The 26,512-nt window shown below is 57.4% G+C and carries 24 protein-coding genes, 4 tRNA genes and 3 rRNA genes; 18 read left to right on the forward strand and 13 right to left on the reverse strand.

The genetic code is table 11. The features are described from left to right. Positions 1-6 precede the first annotated feature (6 nt). Positions 7-96 (reverse strand) — tRNA-Ser (locus GRI43_RS13665). Positions 97-303: 207 nt separating this feature from the next. On the opposite strand from GRI43_RS13665, the gene GRI43_RS13670 reads away from it, so the two are divergent. Both GRI43_RS13670 and GRI43_RS13675 read left to right on the forward strand, forming a co-directional pair. Continuing rightward, on the forward strand, positions 304-1,158 hold the full coding sequence (locus tag GRI43_RS13670) for a DUF1134 domain-containing protein (protein ID WP_160731625.1): 855 nt from the start codon (positions 304-306) through the stop codon (positions 1,156-1,158). A 101-nt stretch (positions 1,159-1,259) separates the two neighbouring features. Next, on the forward strand, positions 1,260-2,435 hold the full coding sequence (locus tag GRI43_RS13675; RefSeq protein WP_160731626.1) for an amino acid aminotransferase: 1,176 nt from the start codon (positions 1,260-1,262) through the stop codon (positions 2,433-2,435). On the opposite strand, the gene GRI43_RS13680 is transcribed toward GRI43_RS13675, so the two are convergent. The 6 genes from GRI43_RS13680 to GRI43_RS13705 all read right to left on the reverse strand — a co-directional run bounded on the left by GRI43_RS13680 (position 2,436) and on the right by GRI43_RS13705 (position 6,371). Next, complete coding sequence (locus tag GRI43_RS13680) at positions 2,436-3,059, reverse strand: riboflavin synthase (RefSeq protein WP_160731627.1); 624 nt, start codon at positions 3,057-3,059, stop codon at positions 2,436-2,438. Continuing rightward, positions 3,060-4,046 carry a bifunctional diaminohydroxyphosphoribosylaminopyrimidine deaminase/5-amino-6-(5-phosphoribosylamino)uracil reductase RibD gene (ribD, locus tag GRI43_RS13685; RefSeq protein ID WP_160731758.1) on the reverse strand — a complete coding sequence of 329 codons (987 nt, stop codon included), beginning with the start codon at positions 4,044-4,046 and terminating at the stop codon, positions 3,060-3,062. It abuts the gene before it with no gap. Continuing rightward, entirely contained in the window at positions 4,036-4,416 is a 381-nt protein-coding gene (locus tag GRI43_RS13690) for a hypothetical protein (protein WP_202391716.1), read from the reverse strand. Before GRI43_RS13690 ends, ribD begins: the two co-directional genes overlap by 11 nt. A 157-nt stretch (positions 4,417-4,573) precedes the next feature. Further along, the gene (locus GRI43_RS13695) at positions 4,574-5,296 is read right to left on the reverse strand and encodes a M48 family metallopeptidase (protein WP_160731628.1); all 723 of its coding nucleotides are present in this window, start codon (positions 5,294-5,296) and stop codon (positions 4,574-4,576) included. After that, entirely contained in the window at positions 5,293-5,751 is a 459-nt protein-coding gene (locus GRI43_RS13700) for a YcgN family cysteine cluster protein (RefSeq protein WP_160731629.1), read from the reverse strand. The genes GRI43_RS13695 and GRI43_RS13700 overlap by 4 nt, the downstream gene beginning before the upstream one ends. Continuing rightward, positions 5,739-6,371 carry an SCO family protein gene (locus tag GRI43_RS13705; RefSeq protein ID WP_160731630.1) on the reverse strand — a complete coding sequence of 211 codons (633 nt, stop codon included), beginning with the start codon at positions 6,369-6,371 and terminating at the stop codon, positions 5,739-5,741. Before GRI43_RS13705 ends, GRI43_RS13700 begins: the two co-directional genes overlap by 13 nt. An 84-nt stretch (positions 6,372-6,455) precedes the next feature. On the opposite strand from GRI43_RS13705, the gene GRI43_RS13710 reads away from it, so the two are divergent. From GRI43_RS13710 to ssb, 5 genes are all read left to right on the forward strand, one after another. Next, positions 6,456-7,076 (forward strand): ankyrin repeat domain-containing protein, encoded by a 621-nt coding sequence (locus GRI43_RS13710; protein ID WP_160731631.1) that lies wholly within the window; start codon positions 6,456-6,458, stop codon positions 7,074-7,076. Continuing rightward, positions 7,073-7,735 (forward strand): COQ9 family protein, encoded by a 663-nt coding sequence (locus GRI43_RS13715; protein ID WP_160731632.1) that lies wholly within the window; start codon positions 7,073-7,075, stop codon positions 7,733-7,735. The genes GRI43_RS13710 and GRI43_RS13715 overlap by 4 nt, the downstream gene beginning before the upstream one ends. A 45-nt stretch (positions 7,736-7,780) precedes the next feature. Beyond that, the gene (locus GRI43_RS13720; RefSeq protein ID WP_160731633.1) at positions 7,781-8,035 is read left to right on the forward strand and encodes a FeoA family protein; all 255 of its coding nucleotides are present in this window, start codon (positions 7,781-7,783) and stop codon (positions 8,033-8,035) included. Then, positions 8,032-9,885 carry a ferrous iron transporter B gene (gene feoB / locus GRI43_RS13725; protein ID WP_160731634.1) on the forward strand — a complete coding sequence of 618 codons (1,854 nt, stop codon included), beginning with the start codon at positions 8,032-8,034 and terminating at the stop codon, positions 9,883-9,885. Before GRI43_RS13720 ends, feoB begins: the two co-directional genes overlap by 4 nt. A 106-nt stretch (positions 9,886-9,991) precedes the next feature. After that, positions 9,992-10,540: a single-stranded DNA-binding protein gene (ssb, locus tag GRI43_RS13730; RefSeq protein WP_160731635.1), complete on the forward strand. Its 549-nt coding sequence runs from the start codon at positions 9,992-9,994 to the stop codon at positions 10,538-10,540. On the opposite strand, the gene GRI43_RS13735 is transcribed toward ssb, so the two are convergent. The 3 genes from GRI43_RS13735 to GRI43_RS13745 all read right to left on the reverse strand — a co-directional run bounded on the left by GRI43_RS13735 (position 10,541) and on the right by GRI43_RS13745 (position 12,439). Further along, complete coding sequence (locus GRI43_RS13735; protein ID WP_160731636.1) at positions 10,541-11,233, reverse strand: hypothetical protein; 693 nt, start codon at positions 11,231-11,233, stop codon at positions 10,541-10,543. Positions 11,234-11,330: 97 nt separating this feature from the next. Beyond that, positions 11,331-11,858 (reverse strand): YceD family protein, encoded by a 528-nt coding sequence (locus tag GRI43_RS13740; RefSeq protein WP_160731637.1) that lies wholly within the window; start codon positions 11,856-11,858, stop codon positions 11,331-11,333. Next, positions 11,855-12,439: a ubiquinol-cytochrome C chaperone family protein gene (locus GRI43_RS13745; protein WP_160731638.1), complete on the reverse strand. Its 585-nt coding sequence runs from the start codon at positions 12,437-12,439 to the stop codon at positions 11,855-11,857. Before GRI43_RS13745 ends, GRI43_RS13740 begins: the two co-directional genes overlap by 4 nt. 227 nt (positions 12,440-12,666) lie before the next feature. On the opposite strand from GRI43_RS13745, the gene GRI43_RS13750 reads away from it, so the two are divergent. The 4 genes from GRI43_RS13750 (at position 12,667) to GRI43_RS13765 (ending at position 15,470) form a co-directional block, all read left to right on the forward strand. After that, a complete protein-coding gene (locus tag GRI43_RS13750; protein WP_420850012.1) occupies positions 12,667-13,119 on the forward strand; it encodes an outer membrane protein assembly factor BamE in 453 nt (150 codons plus the stop codon). 76 nt (positions 13,120-13,195) lie between these two features. Further along, on the forward strand, positions 13,196-13,756 hold the full coding sequence (gene hslV, locus GRI43_RS13755) for an ATP-dependent protease subunit HslV (RefSeq protein ID WP_160731640.1): 561 nt from the start codon (positions 13,196-13,198) through the stop codon (positions 13,754-13,756). A gap of 8 nt (positions 13,757-13,764) precedes the next feature. Then, positions 13,765-15,066, forward strand: coding sequence for an ATP-dependent protease ATPase subunit HslU (hslU, locus tag GRI43_RS13760; protein ID WP_160731641.1), 1,302 nt, complete (start codon positions 13,765-13,767; stop codon positions 15,064-15,066). Then, on the forward strand, positions 15,066-15,470 hold the full coding sequence (locus tag GRI43_RS13765) for an ACT domain-containing protein (protein WP_202391717.1): 405 nt from the start codon (positions 15,066-15,068) through the stop codon (positions 15,468-15,470). Before hslU ends, GRI43_RS13765 begins: the two co-directional genes overlap by 1 nt. A 45-nt stretch (positions 15,471-15,515) precedes the next feature. On the opposite strand, the gene GRI43_RS13770 is transcribed toward GRI43_RS13765, so the two are convergent. Continuing rightward, complete coding sequence (locus GRI43_RS13770) at positions 15,516-17,309, reverse strand: ABCB family ABC transporter ATP-binding protein/permease (RefSeq protein ID WP_160731642.1); 1,794 nt, start codon at positions 17,307-17,309, stop codon at positions 15,516-15,518. Between the two features lie 277 nt (positions 17,310-17,586). Between GRI43_RS13770 and GRI43_RS13775 the strand changes: the two genes are divergently transcribed. After that, positions 17,587-17,778, forward strand: coding sequence for a hypothetical protein (locus GRI43_RS13775; protein ID WP_160731643.1), 192 nt, complete (start codon positions 17,587-17,589; stop codon positions 17,776-17,778). 93 nt (positions 17,779-17,871) lie between these two features. On the opposite strand, the gene GRI43_RS13780 is transcribed toward GRI43_RS13775, so the two are convergent. Both GRI43_RS13780 and GRI43_RS13785 read right to left on the reverse strand, forming a co-directional pair. Continuing rightward, positions 17,872-18,858 (reverse strand): aspartyl protease family protein, encoded by a 987-nt coding sequence (locus GRI43_RS13780; protein WP_160731644.1) that lies wholly within the window; start codon positions 18,856-18,858, stop codon positions 17,872-17,874. An 82-nt stretch (positions 18,859-18,940) separates the two neighbouring features. Next, a complete protein-coding gene (locus GRI43_RS13785) occupies positions 18,941-20,443 on the reverse strand; it encodes a lipopolysaccharide biosynthesis protein (RefSeq protein ID WP_338090056.1) in 1,503 nt (500 codons plus the stop codon). 622 nt (positions 20,444-21,065) lie between these two features. Here GRI43_RS13785 and GRI43_RS13790 point away from each other — a divergent pair. The 6 genes from GRI43_RS13790 to GRI43_RS13815 all read left to right on the forward strand — a co-directional run bounded on the left by GRI43_RS13790 (position 21,066) and on the right by GRI43_RS13815 (position 26,404). After that, positions 21,066-22,553 (forward strand): 16S ribosomal RNA (locus GRI43_RS13790). A 184-nt stretch (positions 22,554-22,737) separates the two neighbouring features. Further along, positions 22,738-22,814: transfer RNA gene (locus tag GRI43_RS13795), tRNA-Ile, on the forward strand. A 27-nt stretch (positions 22,815-22,841) separates the two neighbouring features. After that, positions 22,842-22,917: transfer RNA gene (locus tag GRI43_RS13800), tRNA-Ala, on the forward strand. Between the two features lie 255 nt (positions 22,918-23,172). Continuing rightward, positions 23,173-25,964 (forward strand): 23S ribosomal RNA (locus GRI43_RS13805). Positions 25,965-26,094: 130 nt separating this feature from the next. After that, positions 26,095-26,209: ribosomal RNA gene (rrf, locus tag GRI43_RS13810) — 5S ribosomal RNA — on the forward strand. Together the 16S, 23S and 5S rRNA genes with 3 tRNA genes alongside form the textbook arrangement of a ribosomal RNA operon. Positions 26,210-26,327: 118 nt before the next feature. After that, positions 26,328-26,404, forward strand: a tRNA-Met gene (locus GRI43_RS13815). Positions 26,405-26,512: the final 108 nt, after the last annotated feature.

The raw sequence follows: 26,512 nt of genomic DNA on the forward strand, positions 1-26,512 counted from the left end.
GGATGATGGCGGAGACGGAGGGATTCGAACCCTCGATAGGATTACTCCTATGGTTCCTTAGCAGGGAACTGGTTTCAACCACTCACCCACGTCTCCGGAACGCAGCTAGCTGCGGAGGCGCGCTATAACGAGGGTCTTTGGGCGCGGCAAGTGGTCCATTGAGAAAGCTGAAAATCGTTCGCCCACCCTCAGCACAGACTCGGTTCGCCGCAATTCCGATTCGCTTCGCCGCCGGTTCATTGCTGCTTCAGGCGCAAAGGACTCTGTTGGAGACTGAATCAATTCGTGCGGTCTGGAGGGATCATGAGCATCGCGGCACAGGTACAATCCCGGTTTCAACAGGCTTTTCTGGCCGCATTGGCGGCGGCTGCTGTCATCGCCAGCCCCGTAAACGCGCAACAAATCGAAACCGTCGACCCTTCGGAAGCCATCGACGGCGATCTTGTTGAACAGCCCGGCGAACAGCCGGTCTATACTGATGAGAGCGGTTATGAATTCGCGCAGGAGCCGCCAGCAAGTGCGCCCGATTCTGGCGCGGACACAGGCACGGCGTCCGATACGGGCACGGTGTACAACAGCGCCCCAACCTGGGCCGATCCGGTGGTAACCTCCGATGATGCATCGGAAGCTGCTTCACAGGCATCGGAAACGCCGGCCATCGCGGCTGCGCAAGGCGATACCTACAAGGAAGACGACCTGATCGGCGCAGCCGAAGGCGTGTTCGGCAAAGGCGCGGAGGGCGTTGCGCGCCTGATTCAGGATCTGCTGAAAAAGCAGGGCGAACCAAACGCCTATATCGTGGGCCGTGAGGCGGGCGGCGCCTTTATCGTGGGTGCGCGCTATGGTTCGGGCACTCTTTATCACAAGGTGGAGGGGCAGCGCCCGGTTTACTGGACGGGGCCGTCGATCGGCATCGATGCAGGGGCCAATGCCGGCAATACCTTTGTTCTGGTCTATAATCTTTACGACAGTGAAGAACTGTACAAGCGTTACCCGGCCGGTGAAGGCCAGGCCTATGTCGTGGGCGGGCTGACGGCCAGTTACATGCGCAAGGGCGATGTGGTCCTGATACCGATTCGCGTGGGTGCTGGTCTGCGGCTTGGCATCAACGCCGGTTATATGAAGTTTTCCAAGAAGCAGCGCTGGCTGCCCTTCTGATCGCACGGGAAAATGCAGCCTGACGGTCTGCAAGAAAATCTGACGCTGGAAAGGCGCACTTAAATCTTGCGACTATAGGCCGCCCTCGGCATGGGGGGACCATGCTCGAGAAACTCCAAGCCCAATCGCCCGACGCGCTGCTTGCGCTGATCAAGCTTTATGCCGCTGACGAACGTGCGGACAAGATCGACCTTGGCGTCGGTGTGTATCGCACCGGACAGGGCGACACGCCTGTATTTGCAGCAATTAAGGCGGCAGAGGCCAGGCTGGTCGAAGAACAGGATAGCAAGAGCTATCTCGGCCCGGAGGGCGATCTGGGCTTCGTCCATGCACTCATGCCGTATATTTTCGGCAAAGATGCGACCATGGGCGGCCGGATCGAAGGGATGCAGACGCCCGGAGGCACCGGCGCTGTGCGCCTCGCAGTGGCTGTCGCGCAAAAGGCCGGAGTGAAGACCATCCACATGGGCGTGCCCAGCTGGCCCAACCATGCGCAGATTTTCTCCGACGTTGCTCTCGACGTGCGAACTTTCGAGCACGCGAACGAAGACGGCACAGCAAATCTGGAGAACGTCCTGGGCGCGATCCGTACCGCTCAGGAAAATGAAGCCGTGCTGCTTCATGGCTGTTGCCACAACCCGACCGGTATCGACTATACCGATGAACAGTGGGACCAGATCGCTGAAGCACTTTCGCAGAGCAAAGCGCTGGCGATCCTCGACATTGCCTATCAGGGCCTTGGCCGAGGGCTGGAACAAGATGCCTATGGTATTCGCAAGGTTCTGGCCGCAGTTCCGGAGGCCCTGATTGCCTATAGCTGCGACAAGAACTTCGGCATGTACCGCGACCGTGTCGGTGCGCTGTATGTCATGATGAAAGACAGCAGCCTGCTTGATCCCGTGCTTTCGAACCTCAATGCGCTGGCACGGGCCAGCTGGTCGATGCCGCCGGATCATGGCGGTGCAGCGGTGCGCGTTGTCCTGCGCGATGATACGATGACCGCACTATGGCTGGACGAACTGGAAACGATGCGCACCCGGATGCGGCAGGTACGGGATCATCTCGCGGCTGCCGGTGATGTCGGCACGCTCGATCTGCGTCCGCTTGGCCAGCAGAACGGTCTGTTCGCGGTGCTGCCTTTGAACAAAGACCAGATCCAGCGTCTGCGTGATGAGCACGCGATCTACATGGCGGGGTCGGGCCGGATCAATATTGCCGGGCTTCACATGGGCAATATCGAGAAGTTCATCGGCGCGCTGGAAGAAGTGACCAGCTGATCAGGCCTGGTTTCGCAGGCTTTCCATACGCTTGAGATACCGCGCCAGCACGTCGATCTCCAGATTGACCTGGCTGCCCGGAGCCAGCCTGCCGAGAGTGGTCACTTCCCATGTATGGGGAATGATGTTCAGCGCGAAAGTGCAGGAGCCATCGTCATTGTCGGTCACTTCGTTGACTGTTAGCGACACGCCGTCGACGGTGATTGAACCCTTGGGGGCAATATATGCGGCCAGTTCCCTCGGTGCGCGGATTTTCACTGTATGCGAACCGGCGGTTTCGGCGACATCTTCCACTTCGCCAACTGCATCGACGTGACCGGTTACGATATGCCCGCCGAGTTCGTCGCCCAGCTTGAGCGCGGTTTCCAGGTTCAGCTTGCCGCCCGCATCCCACATCGCCCGTGCGGTTTTCGAAACGCTTTCGCCGGATACGTCCACCGCAAACCACGAATTGCCTTTCTCTCCGCCGCGATCGACCACCGTCATGCAGGCGCCGGAACAGGCGATCGACGCGCCGATGGCCATATCCGCCGGGTCGTAAGGACATTCGATCCGGACACGCAGATCACCCAGCTGCTCTGCTGACTGAACGGTGCCGATTGCGGTGACGATCCCGGTAAACATTTACTCTCCTGCGTGAGGTGTTTCGTTAGCGCGCTCATAGGCTTCGTAGGTATCGCTGCCAAGCATACGGCGCTCGGTCATTTTCCACTGTCCATGGGCATCGACGAGGGCGTCTAGGCCGAAATCGCCCAGCGCAGGGATACCGGCACCAAGCAGGATCGGCGCGCGGTATATCTCGATCCGGTCGACCAGCCCCTCGCGCATGAAAGACGCAGCTGCCTGTCCGCCGCCTTCGAGATAGACATACTGCACCTCGTCCAGCGATGCGATCTGCGAGGGTTCGTTGATGATCTTCACCCCGTCGATGGGCACACCGCGCGTCAGCACAACCCGCTGCGGGCTCCTGTCTTCCAGCCCGTTCAGGCGAACGTCCAGCCGGGGCCTGTCTTTCCGCCATGTGCCGCCGCCAACCAATATGGCATCGGCCATCGCCCGGCGAGAATGCACATGCTGCCGCGCGATCTCGCCTGTAATCCACTGGCTTTCGCCATCAGTGCGGGCGATGAAACCATCCAGAGACATGGCGAGTTTCAACGTGACATGCGGGCGCCCGCGCGCCGCTTTGCAGATATAGCCGGCTAGGCTGTGGTCGGCTTCGTTGCACTGGATATGTTCCGTGCGAATGCCGGCATCGATCAGTGTCTGCGCGCCGGCACCGGAAGTGCGGTGGTCGGGGTCCCTGATGGCATAGACTACCCGCGCTGCACCGGACTGAACCAGGATCGCACTGCATGCAGGCCCGCGGTCTGACTTGTGCGCACACGGCTCCAGCGAAACATAGACAGTCGCGCCGCGCGCATGTTCGCCAGCTTGCGCAAGCGCCATTGCTTCGCCGTGAGGCCTTCCGCCGGGCTGTGTCCAGCCCCGGCCAACCACTTTACCGTCTTTGACGACAATCGCGCCGACCGCCGGGTTGGGCCGGCTCTGCGGCCTGCCGCGCGAACCAAGCCGCGCAGCTGCCGCCAGCCAGCGCCGGTCACTCTGCAGCGTCGCCACCTGTCGTGCCAGCTTCGGAGTCGCCTGAACTGGAATTGCCGGGATCGGACTGACTGGTGCTTGTCTCAGCAGCGGCTTCTTCGCGCGCCTGTTCTTCAGCGGCCTGCCGCTCGATCTCTTCAGGGTCCATCCCGCTTGCACGGGCCAGCGCGCGGTACATTTCCTTGCGCCGTTCTTCGCGGGCAAGGAACTGTGCCTCGCGTTCATCCTTCTTGCGCTGATTTTCGATGTTGGTTTCGATAATCTCTGCATCGGTCCGGTCTGGCGCGAAACTGGTGATGTAAGTCACGGTCGGGCTAGGCGGCGGGCCTCTCACCTCTTCTTCTGTAAACAGATAGAGAAGGCAAAAGGTCATGAGCATCGACACGCCGAGAATTGGCAATCGATACGGCTGCGGGCGGCTGAATTCCCGCCAGAAATCGGCGATCCCGGGCAGGGGATTCAATCTTCTGATAAGGCGCATGGGCTTCATATAGGGTGGCACGGCACTTGGTGCCAGATATTTGCGGAATGCAATGCTATCCGAAGGCGCGATAAAGTGTGCGTCCGTGAAGTTTCAACCAGCCATTTGCCGCGTCGATGTCTCCTTCGAAAATTTCATCCAGGAACCTGTGAAACGCAGGGCTGTGATCGAAATGGACCAAATGGGCAACTTCGTGCGCGACCACTGATCGCCGGACCTCGTTCGGGGCCATAACCAGCCGCCAGTTGATCCGCACCGCGCCGCTTTCAGAACAGCTCCCCCATCGCCGCTGCGCACGCGAAAGTTTCAGTTCTGGTGCGACCTTACCCGCTGCGGAACAATAGTCGGCAAGGTCATAGGTTATCAATTCGATGGCCTGTGCGCGCAGCCATTTTTCCAGCCGACTGGGCAGGCTGGCTTCCGGACCGCCGACCCGAATTCTGGTGCCGTCTATTTGCGGAGCCCGGCCGTGCAGCGGGCTCCAGTCAATGGTCAGATGGTCGCCTCGATGGGGAATGGTGCCGCCTGGACGAGGCGGGGCGGTTCGCTCTGTCTTGGCGTGCTGTGCCTCCAGCCATTCGGTGCGTGAATGGATGAAAGCCATCGCTTCAGATGTTCGCCCCCAGCGAGGCATGGTCAGCCTGACTTCCCTGCCATCGGGGGCCAGGCGAAGAACCATGCGTTTGGCCGACGGGTGGCGCCGGATCGCAACCGGAAGAATTTCTCCGCCGATCTCCACGCTCGGTTTATCGTAGTTTTTTCTGATCCAGTCGATCATTTCGCACCGTCGGATCCGGCATCCCAATCCACCAGATGGTGTTCCAACGGGCCGGCATCAGTTTCGCTAATGACGCGGCCAGCCACGGATACACCGGCATGTTTGACGGTTTCGGGATCGCCGGAAATGAGTGGGTGCCAGTCCTTCAGCGGCTGACCATCAGCCCTCAGACGGTACGCGCAGGTCTTTGGCAGCCAAGGCACATCCTGCACGATCTTCAGCGTCAGGCGCAGGCAGTCAGGAACGAAAGCCTTGCGGTTGCGATAGTCGCGGCATTGGGCCGTCCCGGTATCGAGCAATTTACACGAAACGTTGGTGTCCTCGATCTCGCCGGTGTCTTCATCTTCGATCTTGTGCAGGCAGCAGCGCCCGCAGCCATCGCACAGCGCCTCCCACTCTGCGCGGTCCAGCTGTTCGAGCGGAAGCTCCCAGAATTTCTCTCTCAACGCACCCACTTTGCGAGTTCCGCGGCAACTGCTTCTGGCCCGTCATCTGTCGGCAGCGTGGCAATGGCGTCGCCATCCGGGCTGAACAGATAGGTGATCGTCGTATGATCCATCAGGTACCCGCCACCTTCCGATTCTTCACCGCGGTTGTACTGGACGAAAAAATTTTTTGCCGCCTGTTCTAGCTGCTCAGGCGTGCCCGACAGGCCAATCAGGTTGGGATCGAAATTGTCGGTGAACTCGCGCAGCACCTCTGGCGTGTCGCGCTCCGGATCGACCGAGACAAACAGCGGCTGAATTGTCTCGGCGAGATCCGGATGATCCTTCGCATACAAACTGATCCCGCGAGAGAACCGGCTGACGTCGGTGGGGCAATAGTCCGGGCAATAGGCGTAGCCAAAATAGACCACACGCCATTTTCCGGCGTAATCTTCCCATGTGCGGGAAGCACCATTCTCATCCGTCAGTTCGAAACCGCCCTTGATTGCCGAGCCGTAAAGCGGCGCGGATTTCAGCGGCGGCTGGGGCGACTGCGCGGTCTGATCACCGCAGGCGGAAAGCAACAGCCCAGCGGCCAGTACTGCGGTGGGGGCGAAGCGGGCGAAGAATGTTCGAATAGGGTTCGGCATAGCGTACGGGTTCATGCTCTGCTAATTGCTGGCGGGCAAGGGGACGAATCTGTCCCATAAGTAATTTCTGGTTGGAGAATGAAAATGGCCCGCGCCGTTTTCCGTAAGATTTTTGCAATTGCAGCCTTGTCGCTCACGCTCTCCGCAGCGCCGGCGGCCGCACAATTGTATTCTGATGGATATGAATTCCTGAAAGCGGTGAAAGACCGTGACGGCGACAAAGTGACGCAGGCCTTGAACGAGCCGGGCAGCGTCATCGTCAACACACGCGACATCACTTCGGGCGAATCGGCCTTGCATATCGTAACGAAGCGCCGCGATGTGACATGGATCAAATTCCTCGCGCAGCGAGGGGCAAATCCCAATATCCGCGACAAGAACGGAGTGACGCCGCTTCAGATTGCATCCTCGCTTGGATTTATCGACGGGGTAGATGCGCTGATTGCCGCCGGGGCCGATGTCGATGAGAGCAACACTGCTGGCGAAACGCCTTTGATTGCGGCTGTTCATCGCCGCGATACCGCGCTGGTCAGGCTGCTGCTTTCCAAAGGGGCGAACCCCGACCGCAGCGACAATTCGGGGCGCACGGCGCGCGACTATGTACAGCTGGTCAACGGGAACTCGCAGCTCCTGAAAGAATTCGAAGATGCAGATGCAGAGCGTGCCTCTGCCAAGGAAGTGAAGAATTACGGGCCCATATTATGACAGTTGATGCTGCCGATCTGACGCTTGACGAACTGCGCGTCGAAATGGCCCCGCTCGTCGCTGAGGCAGCTGTATTTGACGGGTGGACCGCCGCCGCTGTCGAGCAGGCAGCAAAAGATTTTGGCGCTGACCCGGACGTGGCGAGGCTGGCGTTTCCTGGCGGCGCTATGGATATGATCGACGCATGGATCGCTTCGGTGGATGGCCGGATGGCGGACGCACTGCCGGCTGATGTTCTGGCCAAGATGCCGATCCGAGAACGGATCAGGAGCTTGGTCCAGTTTCGGCTGGATGCAATCACCGGACAAGAGGAAGCGCTGAAGCGGGCTTCGGCAATAATGGCCATGCCGCAGAATGCCCCGCAGGCACTCAAGACCGGCTGGCGCAGCGCAGACCTGATGTGGCGGCTCGCAGGCGACACGGCGACGGATTACAATCACTATACCAAGCGTACGATCCTGGCGGGAATTTACGGTGCAACACTGGCCGTTTTTGCCGACGACGCGAGCGACGGCAAAGAGAAAACGAGAGCGTTTCTGGATCGCCGCATCGAAGGCGTCATGAAATTCGAGAAGGTGAAGGCAAAATGGCTTAATCCGGATCGCGAGACATTCAGCATCTCGCGTTTTCTTGGCCGCCTCCGCTACCCGTCGAGTTAATGATAATCAGTTGCAAATAGCGCGCCTCTCTGGCAGCGCGCCGCTATGGATTTGGCACCGACTACACTGGATCGAATCGCACGCGGCAAACGCGCCACCATCACCCGCGTTCATTGGGAGGATCTTGCCCCCGAGGAAGCAAAAAGGCTTCGCGCGCTAGGTCTGGATGTCGGCGCGCGTGTGGCAGTCGCTCACCGCGGTGTTTTCGGCACCAGCGATCCAATTGCATTGATGGTCGGACGTATGACAATCGCTGTCAGAAAAGTTCACGCTTCTGCGATGGAGGTGGATCCATCATGACCCGCACACGCACCGCCGCTCTGGTGGGTAACCCCAATGCCGGGAAAAGCGCGCTATTCAATGCGCTGACCGGCGCCCGGCAAAAGATCGCCAACTATCCCGGCGTCACCGTGGAACGGAAAGCCGGACGGATATCCCTGCCGTCGGGCGAAAGTATCGAACTGCTCGATTTGCCGGGCAGCTATTCGTTTGATGCGACCAGCCCTGATGAAGAAGTCACCCGCAAAGTCGTGATGGGTGATCTGGACGGGCAGGATCAGCCGGATGTTCTGATCATCGTGCTCGATGCCGCAAATATCGAACAGCATCTCGTCTTCGCGCAGGAAGTGATCGAGCTGGGCATCCCCACGATCGCCGCGCTCAACATGGTCGACTTGGCCGAACGCGACGGGCTGACGCTGGATGCAGACGCGCTGGCGGGAGCCCTGGGTGTACCGGTCATCCCAACAGTCGCCGTGCGCCGCAAAGGGCTGGCGCAACTGACAGAAGCGATTGCCGATGCAGAAAAGCAGCGCGAAGAGCATCCGAACCCAGAACCGAAGCCGCATCTGACCCTGCCGGAAAGACGCCTGGCTGCGGGCAATATCGCTAAGGCGGCGATCCTGTCGGAAACGGCAGAACGGCGTTTCCACCATGGCCTCGACGGGGTGCTGCTCCATCCATGGCTCGGCCCCCCTATTCTCTTTGTCTTGCTGTTCGTGATCTTTCAGGCGGTGTTCGCCTGGGCGACCCCTTTTGCCGATGGGCTTGAGGCAGGGGTGAGTGCGATTTCAGCGTGGGTAAGCAGCACTTTCCCGCAGAACTTCTTTCGCGATCTGATCACTGAAGGCCTGCTTGCAGGTGTTGGATCGGTCGTAGTGTTCCTGCCCCAGATTATCATCCTGTTCGCATTCATTCTGGTGATGGAAGCAACGGGTTACATGGCCCGCGCGGCATTCGTGATGGACCGGCTGATGGCGAGTGTGGGCCTTTCCGGGCGCAGCTTCATTCCGCTCCTGTCCAGCTTCGCATGTGCCATTCCCGGCATCATGGCGACGCGCAGCATCGCCGATCCGAAAGACCGGCTGACCACAATCCTGATCGCACCGCTGATGACCTGTTCAGCACGCTTGCCGGTCTATCTGATTATCATCGCCGCTGTGATCCCCGAAAGGCAAATCGCACCGCTGATCGGATTGCAGGGGCTGGTGATGTTCCTGCTGTATCTGGCGGGTATAGTCGGTGCCGTGCTGGTGGCGCTGGTTCTGAGGCGCACGGTTACCGCAGGGCGCGCCAGCGGTTTCATCATGGAATTGCCGCGATACCAACTGCCCAGGCTCAGCGATCTGGCGATTGGCCTCTGGCAGCGGGCGTGGGTTTTCCTGCGCCGTGCAGGCACGATCATTTTTGCGGCAACGGTTGTGCTTTGGTTGCTGCTGACTTTCCCCAAGGCTGACATCGGCGAGAGTCAGCTCGACGCATCCTATGCTGGCCAGATATCCGCTGTGGTCCAACCGGTTTTCGATCCGATCGGCTTCAATCAGGAAATGACCCTCGCGCTGGTGCCAGCAATGGCGGCCCGCGAAGTTGCCGTATCATCGCTGGCCACGACCTACGCCGTCGATTCGGACGATGAAAGCGAAGCCGAGGAAGCATTGAAGGAACAGATCGCTGCAAGGTGGAGCTTGCCGACGGCGCTCGCCTTCCTTGCGTGGTTTGTATTCGCGCCGCAGTGCATTTCGACAATCGCGGTTGCGCGGCGAGAGACGAATGGCTGGAAATGGCCGATGTTCATGGTCGGCTATCTGTTCGCGCTCGCTTATGTGTTTGCCGGCCTGACCTATTGGGTCGCAGTGTGGGCCGGTTTGTAGCGAGCCGCTGTCCACACCTTGAGTCAGAAAAACCGACTGGCAATCTGGCCTGCCTCCCAGCGATTAGCTAACCCGTTGGCCAACAGATTCGCGAAGGAAAAGTCTTATGGCAGGCAGCCTCAACAAAGTAATGCTCATCGGTAACCTCGGGGCTGACCCTGAAGTGCGCTCTTTCCAGAACGGCGGCAAGGTCTGCAACCTGCGCCTTGCGACGACCGAAACCTGGAAAGATCGCAACACAGGTGAACGTCAGGAAAAAACAGAATGGCACACGGTTGCCATTTTTTCCGAAGGTCTTGTGAACGTTGCAGAGCGTTTCCTGCGCAAGGGCAGCAAGGTTTACGTCGAAGGCCAGCTGCAGACGCGCAAGTGGCAGGACCAGTCGGGCAACGACCGTTACAGCACGGAAGTTGTGCTGCGCGGTTTCAACGGCACGCTGACGATGCTCGACGGTCCCGGCGGTCAAGGTGGCGGTCAGGGCGGCGGCCAAGGAGGCGGAAATTACGGCGGCGGCGCATCGGGCGGTGGCTCGGGTGGTGGTTCAGCCGGCGGCTCCGGCGGTGGCTGGAACCAGGGCGGCGGCAATGGCGGCTCTGGCGGAAGCTCGGGCGGCGGTTCCAATTACGATGATCTGGACGACGATATTCCGTTCTGATCAGCCGAACAATCGCGCTGTCACATTGGCCCACCATGGGCCGCCAGCGATGGTGAATTTGGCTATCATAGCCAGAACGAACAAGGAAAAGGCCGTCACTGTCGCCCAGTGCGGCCTTTTTTGCATCTTCCAGTCATGCACAAAAAAAGCGGCATAGAGCGCAAGATGTAGCGCCATTATCACCGGGGGCGGTCCGCCGAATGACAATACCAGCCTTGCGGCCGCAGGATCGAGCATCATGAGCCCGGCCAGCAGCATCAGCCGTTTGTGAGCCTGCGCATTTTTCCGGTTCCAGAATGCCAGCGCATAAATGATCACGAAATTGATGATGTCGGTGACGGGGAATATCGTTGACCCCGCGCCGTCCATCCCGGCGATCGAAAACTCGGGCCGGGCATAGGCTTCTCTGGTGATCCAGTAACCGAGCGCAACGATTAGTGCGGCGAACGCCAGGCTGATCATTCCAAGCCGCTTGTGGAGTGCCCAATTGCCGCCCGCGATCAGGCGCGGCTGAACAATCAGCAGGACATACCAGCCAAGAAATACGGTGCCGTGGGCCAAAATCAGGGGATTTGCGAGAGAGCCGAAGGCCGTACCGGTCAATTGCGCGGACCCGAAACCGGCGATCACGATCGCGGTCAGCACAATCGCCATACGCTGATAAAACGGCTCGCCTGCCTTGATGCTCGCCATTGCCGCCATCCCCCGGTGGTCAAAAAATCAGCGGCCCGGGGGAAAGCTGCCACAGCTAGCCGATTGCAGCAAGTTCGCAGGTTCTGCGGTGCCTGGCTTAGTCCTTTTTCAGTGCGGCGAGCATTTCAGCCAGAGGACCATTTTGTTCACCCTCTGTGACGATGCCTTTTTCTTTTCGCGCCGTGTCGGCACGTGGGCCAGTGGCGTAGGGGTCGATTGCCAGCCCAAAAGTCTGGGCGATTGCTTCGCCCAGATCGAATGTATCGCCGCTAAATTCGATTTCGTCGAAATCGTCCACGTCGAGTTCGATCTCTTCGTCAGCAGATACCACCGATGGGGGCGGGGCGGCGGGAATGAACCTGATATCGATCGTATCTTGCACGGACACCGGGAAATCTTCCCCGGACACTGCGCAAGGTTGCAGCCAATCCGCCTTCAGGCTTCCCTCGGCGGCAATGTGGCCGCCTTTGGGCGTGAGCATGACTTCGGCCCGAAGCGACTTGATCTCCGACAGAGAAAACCGCTCGGCGAGCGCAACGCGCTGCGCCTCGCTCGCTTCGATAATGTAGGGGTCTTCCTTCAGCGTCTTGGTCTTGACGGGGAAATGCAGTTCGCTTTCAATCATGCAGCAATCTCTCCAGCCAGTATCTGTTCGTGGCTGCGGCCTGCCAGCCGCTGTGCGAGCTCAATCAGCGCCCTGCCCATTACGGACGGGTCAGCCCCGTCATTCAGTCGCGCATTGCGTTCAACCGCGCCGGCCATTTCCGCCTCGTTCGCTGGCAGGGCGCTGCGAAAGGCGCCCATCCGGCCGCCGTGCGCCTCCATCAGCTTTCCCATTTTTTTGCCCAAGGTCGGATCGCCGAGCCCGGTTTCGCGCAACTGCCCATCCATATCGTCAACGAACAATTCGGTAAGCCGGGCGGTGGCGGGCAACATGTCAGGCTCATTTTCGATCCTCAGCATCACCAGCGCCAGAACGCTTGAGATCATGTCGAACCTGCCTTCGACCGTGTCGGCTGCGCCGTAGTCGCGGTACCAAATCGGATCGCGCGCCTCGCCGACAACCCAAAGGTATAGCGGCTTAAGCTCGTCCTTAGGATCCTGGGCAGTGCCGAATAGCCTGGACAGGAAAGAGGTTCTGGTTGGTTGGGGCGATCTGTTTGTTTGGGACAAGGGGTCATTCACCTGCAATTGCGGCCGTGCCATCTGGACCGCGGAATATTGAGCCGTTCAGCGGCAATTCAAGCCGCCGCCGACACACGCTGGCAATTACTGCCCAAGCGCATGGTTGCATGGCGGTTGGCATCGCCGTAAGGCTTCGCCTGAATATAGGTTTTGAGCCCGTAATTCCAAGGTGCGTTTCAGCGCCGGATGCGGGCGACACGAAAAGGTTTATTTGAATGACTGTAGGCAAGCGTTTTTCTCGCAAGATGATGACAGCCACTTTGCTGCTTGGCGCGTCCGCAGCAATGGCGGGTTGCTCGTCCATCCGCGAGAACCGCGGTTATATTGTCGATGAAACCCTGATCAGTTCTGTTCAGCCTGGTATCGATAACCAGCAGTCGGTCGTGGCCACGCTCGGCCGTCCTACCTTCACCAGCCAGTTCGGCGACCAGACCTGGTATTACGTTTCTAGCGTTACAGGACGCAAACCGTTCGTACGCCCGCGCATCCGGCAACATATGGTGCTGGCCGTGAAATTCGACGAAGGCGGCAATGTGGTTGCTGCTGATCGCAGCGGACTTGATCAGGTGGTCTATCTCCAGCCCGATGGGGACGAGACGCCGACGCTCGGCCGTGAACGTAGCTTCTTCGAAGATCTGTTCGGCAATATCGGTCAGGTCGGTGCGCCTGGTGCCGGCGGCGGTGCCGGCCCTGGACGTTAAACCTAACCCGGCCTTCCGAAAAGTCCCGACAAGCGCGTAGCTTGATCGCAGGCACAGGCTCCCCATATCCGGGAATATGAGCACAACAGACAATCCGCACGGTCTCGTCCAGTGGCATGGGACTACCATCATCGGCGTAAAAAAGGGCGGTAAGACCGTCATTGCCGGGGACGGGCAGGTTTCCATGGGCAATACCGTGATGAAACCCAATGCCCGCAAGGTGCGCCGTATCGGTGAAGGCGGGAAAGTCATCGCCGGTTTTGCCGGCGCTACTGCTGACGCCTTCACATTGTTCGAACGTCTTGAGAAAAAGCTTGAGCAGTACCGCGGCCAGTTGATGCGTGCGGCAGTCGAGTTGGCGAAGGATTGGCGAACCGACAAATACCTTCGCAATCTTGAAGCGTTGATGATCGTCGCTGACGAAGAAAGCCTTCTTGTGCTAACCGGCAATGGCGATGTTCTGGAACCGGAAGGCGGGATCACGGCGATCGGTTCGGGCGGCAATTATGCTCTCGCAGCGGGCCGTGCGCTCGACCAGTACGAAGACGATGCTGAACTGATCGCGCGCAAGGCGATGCAGGTCGCAGCCGACATTTGCGTATTCACCAACGGCAATGTGACCGTAGAAACCATTTAAGAGAAAATATGACCGACGCACTCACCCCCAAGGCGATTGTCGCCGCGCTGGATGAACACATCATCGGCCAGAAGGACGCAAAGCGGGCAGTCGCTGTGGCGCTGCGTAACCGCTGGCGCCGCCAGCAGCTCGGCGACGAACTGCGCGACGAGGTCACGCCGAAAAACATCCTGATGATCGGCCCCACCGGCTGCGGCAAGACAGAGATTTCTCGCCGTCTTGCAAAACTGGCTGAGGCTCCGTTCGTAAAGGTCGAGGCGACCAAATTCACGGAAGTGGGTTATGTCGGGCGCGATGTTGAGCAGATTGCCCGCGATCTGGCTGAAGAGGCGATCCGCCTTGAAAAAGAGCGCCGCCGCGAGGCTGTGCGCGAAGCGGCGTCCAAGGCGGCGATGGACCGTTTGCTGAATGCCCTCGTCGGGGAGAACGCGAGCGAGGCGACCCGTGAGAGTTTCCGCGAGCGTATCACCGACAATTCGATGAACGATACCGAAGTCGAAATCGAGGTGCAGGATGCGCCATCCATGCCCATGGATATCCCCGGCATGGGCGGCAATATCGGCATGATCGATCTGAGCGACATGATGGGCAAAGCCTTTGGCAAGGGCAATGCCAAGCGCCGGAAGCTCAAGGTCCCCGACGCGTGGGACAAATTGGTCGAAGAAGAGGCCGAGAAACGAATGGATCAGGACGATGTAGCCCGCGTCGCCCTGGAAAATGCAGAGACCAACGGGATCGTGTTCCTCGACGAAATCGACAAGATTGCAGTCAGCGATGTGCGCGGCGGTTCCGTCAGCCGCGAGGGGGTCCAGCGCGACCTGCTCCCGCTGATCGAAGGGACGACCGTGGCAACCAAGTATGGTCCGATGAAAACCGACCACATCCTGTTCATCGCAAGCGGCGCGTTCCACGTCGCCAAGCCATCTGACATGTTGCCGGAACTGCAGGGGCGCTTGCCGATCAGGGTTGAATTACGGGCTCTCACCGAAGAAGACTTCGTCCGCATCCTTGCGGAAACTCGCGCCAATCTGGTTGCGCAGTACAAGGCGCTGCTCGGGACGGAGGATGTAACGGTCGAGATCAGCCAGGATGCGATCGTCGAAGTCGCCAAGATTGCCGCACAGGTGAATGAAAGCGTCGAGAACATTGGTGCCCGCCGCCTGCAGACTGTCATGGAAAAGCTGCTGGAAGACCTTAGCTTCGAAGCCGAAGACCACGCCGGTGAAACGATCGTGATCGATGCACCATATGTGCGGGAGCGGCTGTCTGAACTTGCTGAAGATACTGACCTCAGCAAATACATTCTCTGATGGCGCAGGTCCGCGATCCGGCTGCCATGATCGCGCAAATGTCGCCGCTGCTGGACCAGGTGCGCTGGTGTTTCGTCACGGTCAGCAACCCTGGTCAGGCAATTGAGCTAATGCGGCGTGCACTCGCGACTTTCCGCGAGGAAGAAGGGTTGTCCCTGATCGTGCCAGCTGATGCCGCACATGAGGCTGATTTGGCCGCTGCATCTTACAGGCGGATCATTCTGCAGGTGCATTCAGCGCTGGACGGGGTGGGGCTGACAGCGGCCGTGTCGACGGCGCTCGCGGATGCTGGAATCGCCTGCAACGTCGTTGCCGCATTTCACCACGATCATATCTTCGTACCCGAAGAATATGCGGAGCAGGCATTGGCTATCCTTGAACGGCTGGCTGCCTCGGCGGGCTAGCGAATATCACTGTGCAATATCACCGCGCGATGGGCAGCACTTGGATCATTCCTCGTTTTGTTGCCGCGCCCACATTTCTGCATAGAGACCATCCATCTTCAACAGGTCGGTGTGCGTTCCCCGCTCTGCCAGTTTACCCTGATCGAGAACTAGGATCTCGTGCGCGCTTGCCACGGTGGACAGGCGGTGAGCGATCGAGAGTGTCGTCCGGTGGCGCGAGATACGGTCTAGCGTGGCGAGAATGTCCTGTTCCGTCCGGCTATCGAGCGCGCTTGTAGCCTCGTCCAGCATCAGGATGGGCGGATCCTTTACCAGCGTCCGCGCAATGGCAACCCTCTGTTTCTCTCCGCCAGACAGTTTGAGGCCGCGCTCTCCAACTTCCGTTTCGAAGCCCTGAGGCAATGCTTCGATGAAGGGCATGATCGCGGCATCGCGGGCGGCACTGCGAACAGCATCCTCTCCCGCGCCGTCCTTGCCATAGGCTATGTTGTAACCGATTGTGTCGTTGAACAGAACGCTGTCCTGCGGGACGATCCCGATCGCTTCGCGCACGCTCGCTTGTTTGACCGTTGCGATATCCTGTCCGTCGATCAGGATGCGGCCCGACCACGGATCGTAAAAACGGAAGAGCAGCCGGGCGATGGTTGATTTACCCGCGCCTGAGGGGCCGACGATGGCGATATTGTCACCGGCCGGGACTTCGAAGCTCAACCCGTTCAGAATAGTGCGATCCCGCTCATACCCGAAAACGACATTTTCGAATGCAACTGTGGGCCGGCGGATTATCAGAGCCGGCGCACTCGGCGGATCTTCGACCTCGACATCTGTATCCATCAGCCGGAACATTTCAGCCATGTCGATCAGGCCTTGGCGGATCGTGCGGTAGACCCAGCCAAGCATATCCAGCGGCCGGAACAGCTGCATGAGGTAGGTGTTGACGAAGACCAGGTCACCGACTGTCAGCTCCCCCTTGCTCCAGCCCCAGACGGTGTAAGCCATCGCACCTGCCATGAGCGCATTGGTGATGAACGACTGGGTGATGTTGAGCAGGCCCAGCGAATTTTCGCTTTTCACTGCAGCCTGCGCATAGGCCCTTGCCGCCGAGGCGTAGCGTTCTTCCTCGCGGCTTTCCGCGCCGAAATACTTCACGGTCTCATAGTTCAGCAGGGAATCTACGGCCCGGTCCAGCGCGCGCCCATCCAGATCGTTCATCTGTTTGCGCAGCTTGGTCCGCCATTCGGTGATCCAGCGTGTCACCGCGATATAGGCAACCACGGTGAAGCCGGTGGCCGCGACGAGCTCCCATCCGAAATTGATATAGAAAATCACTCCCACTGCGATCAGTTCGATCACAGTCGGAGCAATGTTGAACAGTAGGAAATAGAGCATGGAATCGATGCTCTTGGTTCCGCGCTCGATCGTCTTGGTGATTTCGCCGGTGCGCCGCGACAGATGGAACCGCAGGCTCAACTTGTGAAGGCTTTGAAAAACATTCTCGGCCAGCTGACGGGTCGCGTCCTGGCCCACCCTTTCGAATGTTATGTTGCGCAAATTGTCGAACACCAGGCTGGTGAAGCGCCCGAGCACGAATGCCAGAACGAGCGCCATTGCCACCATGACAGCCTCATTATTCTGAGTGGTCATCGTATCGACGGCATTTTTATAGGCAAATGGCAGTGCGAGAGTGGTGGCCTTCGCTGCCAGCACAAAGAAGACTGCAATCACGATCCGCTTTTTCAAGCCGGGATTGTTGTGGGGCCAGAGGTAAGGGAGAAACCGCCTCAGTGTGCTCCAGCTGTCATGGTCGGCGGGCGTTGGCGTGGCGGGATCTGGTGGCATAGTCCGTTATGTGGAGATGAATGAACCCTGCCGCAATGGCCGGAGCTTGGCGAGGCAGGGCGCACGGTGCACCACCCGCTCAGCCGAAGGTGATCTTTCTTCGAGTCGACACAGTATCAAAATAGAGTCAATGCCTTCCCGCGTATGCTATCAATCAACTCGTCCCCTGAATAATTCAAATCGTCTCGAATATTTACAAGTCAGCTTTCCAAATCATTTTGGTTTAACCACAAAAGGCGTGCATCTACTTTGATGCATTCTAGGAAAGGGACGCAAAATGAAGAAGCTTTCTATGAAAATTACCGGACTTGCCTTTGTCATGGCATTTTCGGCTTCCCAAGTTCAGGCGCAGTACGCGAATGATGAGGCGTTTATTCAATGCATGCAGGATTGTCAGGACTGGCAGCCCGACGCACAAACCGTCCGTCAGTGCGAAAACTGGTGCTATGCGTACTACAATCCCAACTGATAATTAAGCGGTGAGCAGCCCGGGTCGCTGAGGATTTCTTGGTTTGAAGTTCTGCCGCTCCCGGGCCGCTTGCCCCTCACCCCTGTTCCGACGCTAAAGTCGCGAGGGCATAATGCTGCCCCGGAGCGGAGCGCGCCTGCGCGAATTGGCTGGGAGATCGAACAGGACTGTCCGGGTCGCAAAGTCGATCGCCACTCTGTCAAACAGGCGCAGGTCCCGCATTCCGAGTATCAGTGCAGGGCGGCCATTTAAGCCGAGGGCGGTGAAGGCGGGACTTTCCGTAAAAGTGATCGCGAGATTGCTCAATTGCATATCCTGGATCTCGAGCCCTTTGGCTACGTGGACATCGCCAAGAATCTCCGCACCGTTCACATCTGTCGAACTCCGCTGTTCCAGTTTTCGCGCGCGCAGACGCTGTTTCAGCTTCATATTGCCAAAGCTGCTCTGTGCGCCAGTGTCGATGATGACCGCAGTGCGGACGCCATCTATCTCTGCGCTGGTAATCACGAGCCTGCCCAGCTTGTGGCGTGCGCGGACGACAATTTCATATCCGCGGTTGCCGCCGAGAACCTCGGCATCGTTCACGGAGATCGTGTCTGCGCGAAAGTCGATCATCACGCGCAGGTCCTGGAGGCTGTCCAGCCCGAGTATGCCGTCGGCGCCTATGTGGCGGGCCTCCAGCATTGGCGCTGAAATATTGTCGAGAATGCGTTCGGCAAATTCCAAACCGTTCAACTCGACCAGTTGAACGGGCGCTCGGCTACCCATTCCAACCACGATGGCCTCGCCATTCGGAGCAAGGTTCAGTCTTTCAGTAAGCCCGCGGGTCACGACGGTCGCCTGTGCCCCGGTGTCGATCATGAAGCGAAAAGGACCTTCGCCCTCGATCGTGACCGGCACAGTCATCCGTTCGTAATAGTCGGCCTTGCCTTCGACTATTTCATCAGCTGTGACGTTCTCATAGGCCGAAGCATCGTGTTCAGCGTCTGCGACAGGCGGGGATTGCAGCGCGCTTGGCTGGTCCGGTACTGGCCCGGCCACTGGCACCATACCCATTGCAAACATCGCCAAGATAGACATCGCGTTACTCCGATAAGTTACATCGGATGTGTACCACGCGCGCTCGGACTCGCCAAATTGAGGCGGCGGGTGGCCGGCCGGATCAGATCGCTACAGCCGCGGCGACTGGATCCTGTTTGCCTTCGCGGATCATGGCCCATGTTTCTTTCAGCAAGCGGGGCCACGCAAGCCACAGTGTCCCGCCATAGAGAAGCGCGCCAGCGAGTGCGAGAAGCACCAACTGCACAATGTACGGAAGGGGGCTGATAAACGCCCCGAGGGCAAGAACCCCGGCAGCCATAACCGTGCAAGCAGCGGCGACCGGGGCAAGCTCCCGGATCAGGTCCGACAATTTGACATCGATGGCGGGCAAAGTGAGCACGAGCGTAAATGCGAGCAACGAAGGGGCGGCGACCCACCATGCATGGACGAGACCCATTGGGCCGCTGGCTATTCCGACCAGGAAGACTGCTGGAAATACCAAGGCGCCAAATGCGCTTGTTGCAACATATATACGCGGACGGCCGATCGCGTTTGTCGCAGGCGAGCAAACGATTTGCAGCGCAAAAAACGGCATGGCCAAAGCCAGTCCAGCGATGATCGGGATCATCTCCGACCACTTGTCTCCCATGATTGTGAAGACGGTCGCTTCGGCGGTCAGCGCGAGCCCTATATATATAGGTGCGGTAACCAGCGCGACGGTTCGCATCATCCGGATAAAGAATGGCGCCAGCGGCAGGCCGTCCTTTGATAGCTCGGACATGGCCGGGAACGTGACTTCATTGATCGGGGGCAGAAATTTGCCTGACACTATCAGCACCAGAAAAAGGCTGGTTGTATATATGCCAAGGTCATGCGGTTCGAATGCCCGGCCGGCAATAAAGATGTCGCTCTGGCTCTGTACGATCCAGAGCAGCTGGCACAGGGTTAGCGCACCGCCAAAGGTCACGACGTCACCGGCTCCGCGAAAATCAAATGTCGGCCAGACGAGAAGGCGCGCCGATATGGTCAGACCGATGGCGCGAACTGCAGCCATCGCGATCGGCGCAAACACCAGCGCCCATACGCCAAACCCGTACCAGGCCATGATCAATGCTGTCGAAGCGCCAGCCAAAGCGCAAAGCATATTCACCAGGCCCTGGCTGCGAAACTCGATGCGCCGGGCAAGCAGAGCCGATGGCAATGCTATAAAGGGAGTGGCCAGAAAGATGACTGCCTGAATGCGCAACATATCAGCAACCAATGGCTGCCCGTAATAGGACGCCGCAACTGGTGCCAGAATGAACTGAGCCGCAGCGATCAGCACGTTGGCTAGGATCAGCATCCCGAAAACCTGGCTGATCCGGTGGTCGGATATCTCGCGAGATTGCACTAGCGAGGTCGCAAAGGAATAGCCGTTGAGAAAGGCGAGGGCCGTCAGCACTGCCTGCGACATTGCAAACAGACCGTAATCGGCCGGCTCCAATATACGTATGACCATGAAGGTAGAGGTCCAGGTGATCGCCTGGGCGAGCACCTGGCTACCCCAACGCCAGGCAAGGGCACTGCGCACACGCGCTGCGAATCCGGTATCGTCCGGTGCGATTGTCTGGCCTTCTCGAGTCACGATGGGGTTCGTAGCCCCTAAAAGTGAAGAATCTGCCCAATCTTTCGGCCGATCGATCGCACGACTTCTCGTTGAAGTCTGTGAGTCTCGGGCCAAGGGATGTGATTCTCGTCAATCCGCCGACTTTCTCTTATCTCCTGTGCACGAGGAATCCGACAATCTGGCCTAACATAGGTCTGTTTTTAATAGGTTTTTTCCGAACTAGTTTCTTTTGTAATAAAATTGCAAAAAGGGTTTGACGGGAATGTGAGTCGTGTCTAGAAGCCCTCTCACCGACACGGAGCGGGCGGTTCAAACGCCCCACCATGTTGGTCGCCAATATCAACGGACAACCGGCCCCCGGTTTTCAATCGGGGAACCATTGTTGTCCGCTTTTGCATGTTGGACGGCTCTTTGACATTGTTAGTTTATGATGAAGGGACATGTGGGCGACGGCGCCAGGTCCAAGGGCTTTTAGGCCTTGGTAACCTGTTAAATTAAGTCGATGCCTAATCTTGGTACACGCCAAGACTAAACATGTCTCAAATGTATCCATAAAATACGTTTGAATGCAGGTATCGGCTCCTAAAATTCGGGCTAAACGGTTGATGATCTTCGGATTATGCCGGTTGGTTCGTGACACAAACTTGAGAGTTTGATCCTGGCTCAGAACGAACGCTGGCGGCATGCCTAACACATGCAAGTCGAACGAACCCTTCGGGGTGAGTGGCGCACGGGTGCGTAACGCGTGGGAACCTGCCTTTAGGTTCGGAATAACAGTTAGAAATGACTGCTAATACCGGATAATGTCTTCGGACCAAAGATTTATCGCCTTTAGATGGGCCCGCGTTAGATTAGGTAGTTGGTAGGGTAATGGCCTACCAAGCCGACGATCTATAGCTGGTCTGAGAGGATGATCAGCCACACTGGGACTGAGACACGGCCCAGACTCCTACGGGAGGCAGCAGTGGGGAATATTGGACAATGGGCGAAAGCCTGATCCAGCAATGCCGCGTGAGTGATGAAGGCCTTAGGGTTGTAAAGCTCTTTTACTAGGGATGATAATGACAGTACCTAGAGAATAAGCTCCGGCTAACTCCGTGCCAGCAGCCGCGGTAATACGGAGGGAGCTAGCGTTGTTCGGAATTACTGGGCGTAAAGCGCGCGTAGGCGGCTTTTTAAGTCAGAGGTGAAATCCCAGGGCTCAACCCTGGAACTGCCTTTGAAACTGGAAGGCTAGAATATTGGAGAGGTAAGTGGAATTCCGAGTGTAGAGGTGAAATTCGTAGATATTCGGAAGAACACCAGTGGCGAAGGCGACTTACTGGACAATTATTGACGCTGAGGTGCGAAAGCGTGGGGAGCAAACAGGATTAGATACCCTGGTAGTCCACGCCGTAAACGATGATAACTAGCTGTCCGGGCACACGGTGCTTGGGTGGCGCAGCTAACGCATTAAGTTATCCGCCTGGGGAGTACGGTCGCAAGATTAAAACTCAAAGGAATTGACGGGGGCCTGCACAAGCGGTGGAGCATGTGGTTTAATTCGAAGCAACGCGCAGAACCTTACCAGCTTTTGACATCCTGATCGCGGATAGAGGAGACTCTTTCCTTCAGTTCGGCTGGATCAGTGACAGGTGCTGCATGGCTGTCGTCAGCTCGTGTCGTGAGATGTTGGGTTAAGTCCCGCAACGAGCGCAACCCTCATCCTTAGTTGCCATCATTTAGTTGGGCACTTTAAGGAAACTGCCGGTGATAAGCCGGAGGAAGGTGGGGATGACGTCAAGTCCTCATGGCCCTTACAAGCTGGGCTACACACGTGCTACAATGGCGATGACAGTGGGCAGCTAACTCGCGAGAGTACGCTAATCTCTAAAAGTCGTCTCAGTTCGGATTGTTCTCTGCAACTCGAGAGCATGAAGGCGGAATCGCTAGTAATCGCGGATCAGCATGCCGCGGTGAATACGTTCCCAGGCCTTGTACACACCGCCCGTCACACCATGGGAGTTGGTTTCACCCGAAGATCGTGCGCTAACCTTTTAGGAGGCAGCGAGCCACGGTGGGATCAGCGACTGGGGTGAAGTCGTAACAAGGTAGCCGTAGGGGAACCTGCGGCTGGATCACCTCCTTTCTAAGGAATTTTACGAAAGCGCCGATGCTAGCCATCGGAAGTGCTTCGTAAGCTTTCAAAGAACATTGCCGTCGTCCTCATGTCCTTTCATCACTGGAGATCAGCTTACGCTGTTAAAGCGTGAGTTGTATTGCCTGAGCTGGCTCACGCCGCCCGCGGCCTTTTTGGCCAGCTGGTGCGAAATGGGCCGGTAGCTCAGTTGGTTAGAGCGCACCCCTGATAAGGGTGAGGTCGGAGGTTCAAATCCTCCTCGGCCCACCATTTCGACAGGCGTTCGCCTATATCTATGGGGCCTTAGCTCAGCTGGGAGAGCACCTGCTTTGCAAGCAGGGGGTCATCGGTTCGATCCCGATAGGCTCCACCAGATATTCAATATCTCCAGGGTGAAAAGTAAACGTATCTGACTTCGGTCAGTAGCGGGGATCTGCCCCGCGATCTTTGACATTGTGAATGGGTTTTTAATCGATGCCGTGGCGCATAGCGTTACAGGTGTGAGAGCAATCTTGCGTCTGTTCGATATGCATCACAAATTAGATGTAATAATCTGGCTGAGATATCTTCCGCACGATCATTAGGCGACTGGCTTTTATGCAGGCCTGTCGTTGATGGTGTGGATTCTCAAGCGTGAGGTAAGAGCATTTGGTGGATGCCTTGGCACATACAGGCGATGAAGGACGTGGCACGCTGCGATAAGCGTCGGGGAGATGTGAGCAATCTTTGATCCGGCGATTTCCGAATGGGGAAACCCACCTTCACCATTTCTTTTCGATTGTTTTCGGACGATCGGAACGAGGTGGATAAGGTATCACTAAGTTGAATATATAGACTTGGTGAAGCGAACCCGGGGAACTGAAACATCTCAGTACCCGGAGGAAAAGACATCAACCGAGATTCCGTTAGTAGTGGCGAGCGAACGCGGACCAGGCCAATGCCTTTGTATAAATTAGCAAAACTCTCTGGAAAGTGAGACCATAGTGGGTGACAGTCCCGTATGCGAAAGTGATTACAAAGGATTCGAGTAGGGCGGAACACGTGAAATTCTGTCTGAACATGGGGGGACCACCCTCCAAGCCTAAATACTCGTATGTGACCGATAGCGAACAAGTACCGTGAGGGAAAGGTGAAAAGCACCCCGATTAGGGGAGTGAAATAGTACCTGAAACCGAATGCTTACAAGCAGTTGGAGCCCCTTTGGGGGGTGACAGCGTACCTCTTGCATAATGGGTCAGTGACTTAATCTAACATGCAAGCTTAAGCCGTTAGGTGTATGCGCAGCGAAAGCGAGTCTGAATAGGGCGACTGAGTATGTTGGATTAGACCCGAAACCCGGCGATCTAGGCATGACCAGGTTGAAGGTGCGGTAACACGCACTGGAGGACCGAACCGTTGCATGTTGAAAAATGCTCGGATGAGTTGTGTTTAGGGGTGAAAGGCCAATCAAGCCGGGAAATAGCTGGTTCTCCGCGAAATCTATTGAGGTAGAGCGTTGGATGTATGCCGATGGGGGTAGAGCACTGGATGGGCTAGGGCTGCGCGAGCGGTACCAAACCTAACCAAACTCCGAATACCATCGAGTCTTGTCCAGCAGACAGACGGCGGGTGCTAAGGTCCGTCGTCAAAAGGGAAACAGCCCTAACCTACAGCTAAGGTCCCCAAGTCATATCTAAGTGGGAAAGCATGTGGGAATCCCAAAACAACCAGGAGGTTGGCTTAGAAGCAGCCATCCTTTAAAGAAAGCGTAACAGCTCACTGGTCTAAATAAGGGTTCCTGCGGCGAAGATGTAACGGGGCTAAAGATATGCACCGAAGCTTAGGGTTCAGATCTTTGATCTGAGCGGTAGCGGAGCGTTCCGTAAGCGGATGAAGCCGAAGGGTAACCGACGGTGGACGTATCGGAAGTGCGAATGCTGACATGAGTAGCGATAAAAAGGGTGAGATGCCCTTTCGCCGAAAGACCAAGGGTTCCTACGCAATGCTAATCAGCGTAGGGTAAGCCGGCCCCTAAGACGAGCCCGAAGGGGGTAGTCGATGGGAACCACGTTAATATTCGTGGGCCTGAAGATGTGTGACGGTTTGTGGAAGTAGTTTGTCCTTATTGGATTGGGCAGGCTGCCAAGCAGATCCAGGAAATAGCCTCTTCATATAGACCGTACCCGAAACCGACACAGGTGGTCAGGTAGAGTATACCAAGGCGCTTGAGAGAAGTATCCTGAAGGAACTCGGCAAATTGCCTCCGTACCTTCGGAAGAAGGAGGCCCCATCTCGAGGCAACTCTTGATGGGGGGCACAGGCCAGGGGGTAGCGACTGTTTATCAAAAACACAGGACTCTGCTAAGTCGGCTTCAAGACGACGTATAGGGTCTGACGCCTGCCCGGTGCTTGAAGGTTAAGAGGAGGAGTGCAAGCTCCGAATTGAAGCCCAAGTAAACGGCGGCCGTAACTATAACGGTCCTAAGGTAGCGAAATTCCTTGTCGGGTAAGTTCCGACCTGCACGAATGGCGTAACGACTTCCCCACTGTCTCCAGGATATGCTCAGCGAAATTGAATTCTCCGTGAAGATGCGGAGTACCCGCGGTTAGACGGAAAGACCCCGTGCACCTTTACTGCAGCTTTAGAGTGGTATTGGGAAAGAACTGTGTAGAATAGGTGGGAGGCTTTGAAACTTGGGCGCCAGTCCAAGTGGAGCCAACCTGTGAAATACCACCCTGTTGTTTTCTAATATCTAACCTAGATCCGTTATCCGGATCAGGGACCCTCTATGGCGGGTAGTTTGACTGGGGCGGTCGCCTCCTAAAGAGTAACGGAGGCGCGCGATGGTAGGCTCAGGACGGTTGGAAACCGTCTGCGAGAGTGCAATGGCATAAGCCTGCCTGACTGCGAGACTGACGAGTCGAGCAGAGACGAAAGTCGGTCATAGTGATCCGGTGGTCCCTCGTGGAAGGGCCATCGCTCAACGGATAAAAGGTACGCCGGGGATAACAGGCTGATGATTCCCAAGAGCTCATATCGACGGAATCGTTTGGCACCTCGATGTCGGCTCATCACATCCTGGGGCTGGAGCAGGTCCCAAGGGTTTGGCTGTTCGCCAATTAAAGTGGTACGTGAGCTGGGTTCAGAACGTCGCGAGACAGTTTGGTCCCTATCTGCCGTGGGCGTCGATACTTGAAAGGAGTTGCCCCTAGTACGAGAGGACCGGGGTGAACATGCCTCTGGTGTACCAGTCATGCCGCCAGGCGTGCCGCTGGGTAGCTATGCATGGACGGGATAACCGCTGAAAGCATCTAAGCGGGAAGCCTCCCTTAAGATAAGGTATCTTCGAGTCGTGATAGACCATCACGTTGATAGGCTGGGTGTGGAAGCGTAGTAATACGTGAAGCTAACCAGTCCTAATAACTCTGATCATGCTTGATGAATCCCACCATCAACGACAGGCCTGAAAAGGTGCTGCGCTTGATGATGTCGGAAGACATCCAGCCAGATCTACGACGCCTAATTAAACGTATCGCATCGATTAAACCCGCACATCCACTGGCTTTATTGCTTGGTGGCCATAGCGTCTGTGACCCACCCGATCCCATCTCGAACTCGGCCGTGAAACCAGACAGCGCCGATGGTACTAACGCTTAAGCGTTGGAAGAGTAGGTCGTCGCCAGGCATTATAGCTGGTGGGTGAGCGAGGAAAAAACCCATTCATATGTCAAAGGGCTGACCCCACAAGGGCAGCCCTTTTGGCGTCTCTAGGCTTCGCGCCTCGTGACGCCGCAAATCGGTGACGCGGGGTGGAGCAGTCCGGTAGCTCGTCAGGCTCATAACCTGAAGGTCGTTGGTTCAAATCCAACCCCCGCAACCACCGTTTTCAAGCACTTCAACACCCTGCGCCCTGCTGCAATCCAGCAGGGCTTCTGCGCGTCTGTATGACGCCCCTAATCGGGCCGAAGGCGGTACATCTGCTGTGGGG

Origin of the sequence: Pontixanthobacter luteolus (assembly GCF_009828095.1) — a bacterium.
Lineage (GTDB): Bacteria > Pseudomonadota > Alphaproteobacteria > Sphingomonadales > Sphingomonadaceae > Pontixanthobacter > Pontixanthobacter luteolus.

Excerpts from the sequence above, each read along its gene's own strand:
- GRI43_RS13770 (WP_160731642.1), bottom strand. The coding sequence starts at position 17,309 with ATGCCACCAGATCCCGCCACGCCAACGCCCGCCGACCATGACAGCTGG.
- GRI43_RS13780 (WP_160731644.1), bottom strand. The coding sequence starts at position 18,858 with ATGTCTATCTTGGCGATGTTTGCAATGGGTATGGTGCCAGTGGCCGGG.
- GRI43_RS13775 (WP_160731643.1), top strand. The coding sequence starts at position 17,587 with ATGAAGAAGCTTTCTATGAAAATTACCGGACTTGCCTTTGTCATGGCA.
- GRI43_RS13715 (WP_160731632.1), top strand. The coding sequence starts at position 7,073 with ATGACAGTTGATGCTGCCGATCTGACGCTTGACGAACTGCGCGTCGAA.
- hslV (WP_160731640.1), top strand. The coding sequence starts at position 13,196 with ATGAGCACAACAGACAATCCGCACGGTCTCGTCCAGTGGCATGGGACT.
- GRI43_RS13675 (WP_160731626.1), top strand. The coding sequence starts at position 1,260 with ATGCTCGAGAAACTCCAAGCCCAATCGCCCGACGCGCTGCTTGCGCTG.
- GRI43_RS13750 (WP_420850012.1), top strand. The coding sequence starts at position 12,667 with ATGACAGCCACTTTGCTGCTTGGCGCGTCCGCAGCAATGGCGGGTTGC.
- GRI43_RS13745 (WP_160731638.1), bottom strand. The coding sequence starts at position 12,439 with ATGGCACGGCCGCAATTGCAGGTGAATGACCCCTTGTCCCAAACAAAC.
- hslU (WP_160731641.1), top strand. The coding sequence starts at position 13,765 with ATGACCGACGCACTCACCCCCAAGGCGATTGTCGCCGCGCTGGATGAA.
- GRI43_RS13765 (WP_202391717.1), top strand. The coding sequence starts at position 15,066 with ATGGCGCAGGTCCGCGATCCGGCTGCCATGATCGCGCAAATGTCGCCG.
- GRI43_RS13720 (WP_160731633.1), top strand. The coding sequence starts at position 7,781 with ATGGATTTGGCACCGACTACACTGGATCGAATCGCACGCGGCAAACGC.
- GRI43_RS13680 (WP_160731627.1), bottom strand. The coding sequence starts at position 3,059 with ATGTTTACCGGGATCGTCACCGCAATCGGCACCGTTCAGTCAGCAGAG.
- GRI43_RS13735 (WP_160731636.1), bottom strand. The coding sequence starts at position 11,233 with ATGGCGAGCATCAAGGCAGGCGAGCCGTTTTATCAGCGTATGGCGATT.
- ssb (WP_160731635.1), top strand. The coding sequence starts at position 9,992 with ATGGCAGGCAGCCTCAACAAAGTAATGCTCATCGGTAACCTCGGGGCT.
- GRI43_RS13710 (WP_160731631.1), top strand. The coding sequence starts at position 6,456 with ATGGCCCGCGCCGTTTTCCGTAAGATTTTTGCAATTGCAGCCTTGTCG.
- feoB (WP_160731634.1), top strand. The coding sequence starts at position 8,032 with ATGACCCGCACACGCACCGCCGCTCTGGTGGGTAACCCCAATGCCGGG.
- GRI43_RS13705 (WP_160731630.1), bottom strand. The coding sequence starts at position 6,371 with ATGCCGAACCCTATTCGAACATTCTTCGCCCGCTTCGCCCCCACCGCA.
- GRI43_RS13670 (WP_160731625.1), top strand. The coding sequence starts at position 304 with ATGAGCATCGCGGCACAGGTACAATCCCGGTTTCAACAGGCTTTTCTG.
- GRI43_RS13695 (WP_160731628.1), bottom strand. The coding sequence starts at position 5,296 with ATGATCGACTGGATCAGAAAAAACTACGATAAACCGAGCGTGGAGATC.
- GRI43_RS13690 (WP_202391716.1), bottom strand. The coding sequence starts at position 4,416 with ATGCTCATGACCTTTTGCCTTCTCTATCTGTTTACAGAAGAAGAGGTG.
- GRI43_RS13740 (WP_160731637.1), bottom strand. The coding sequence starts at position 11,858 with ATGATTGAAAGCGAACTGCATTTCCCCGTCAAGACCAAGACGCTGAAG.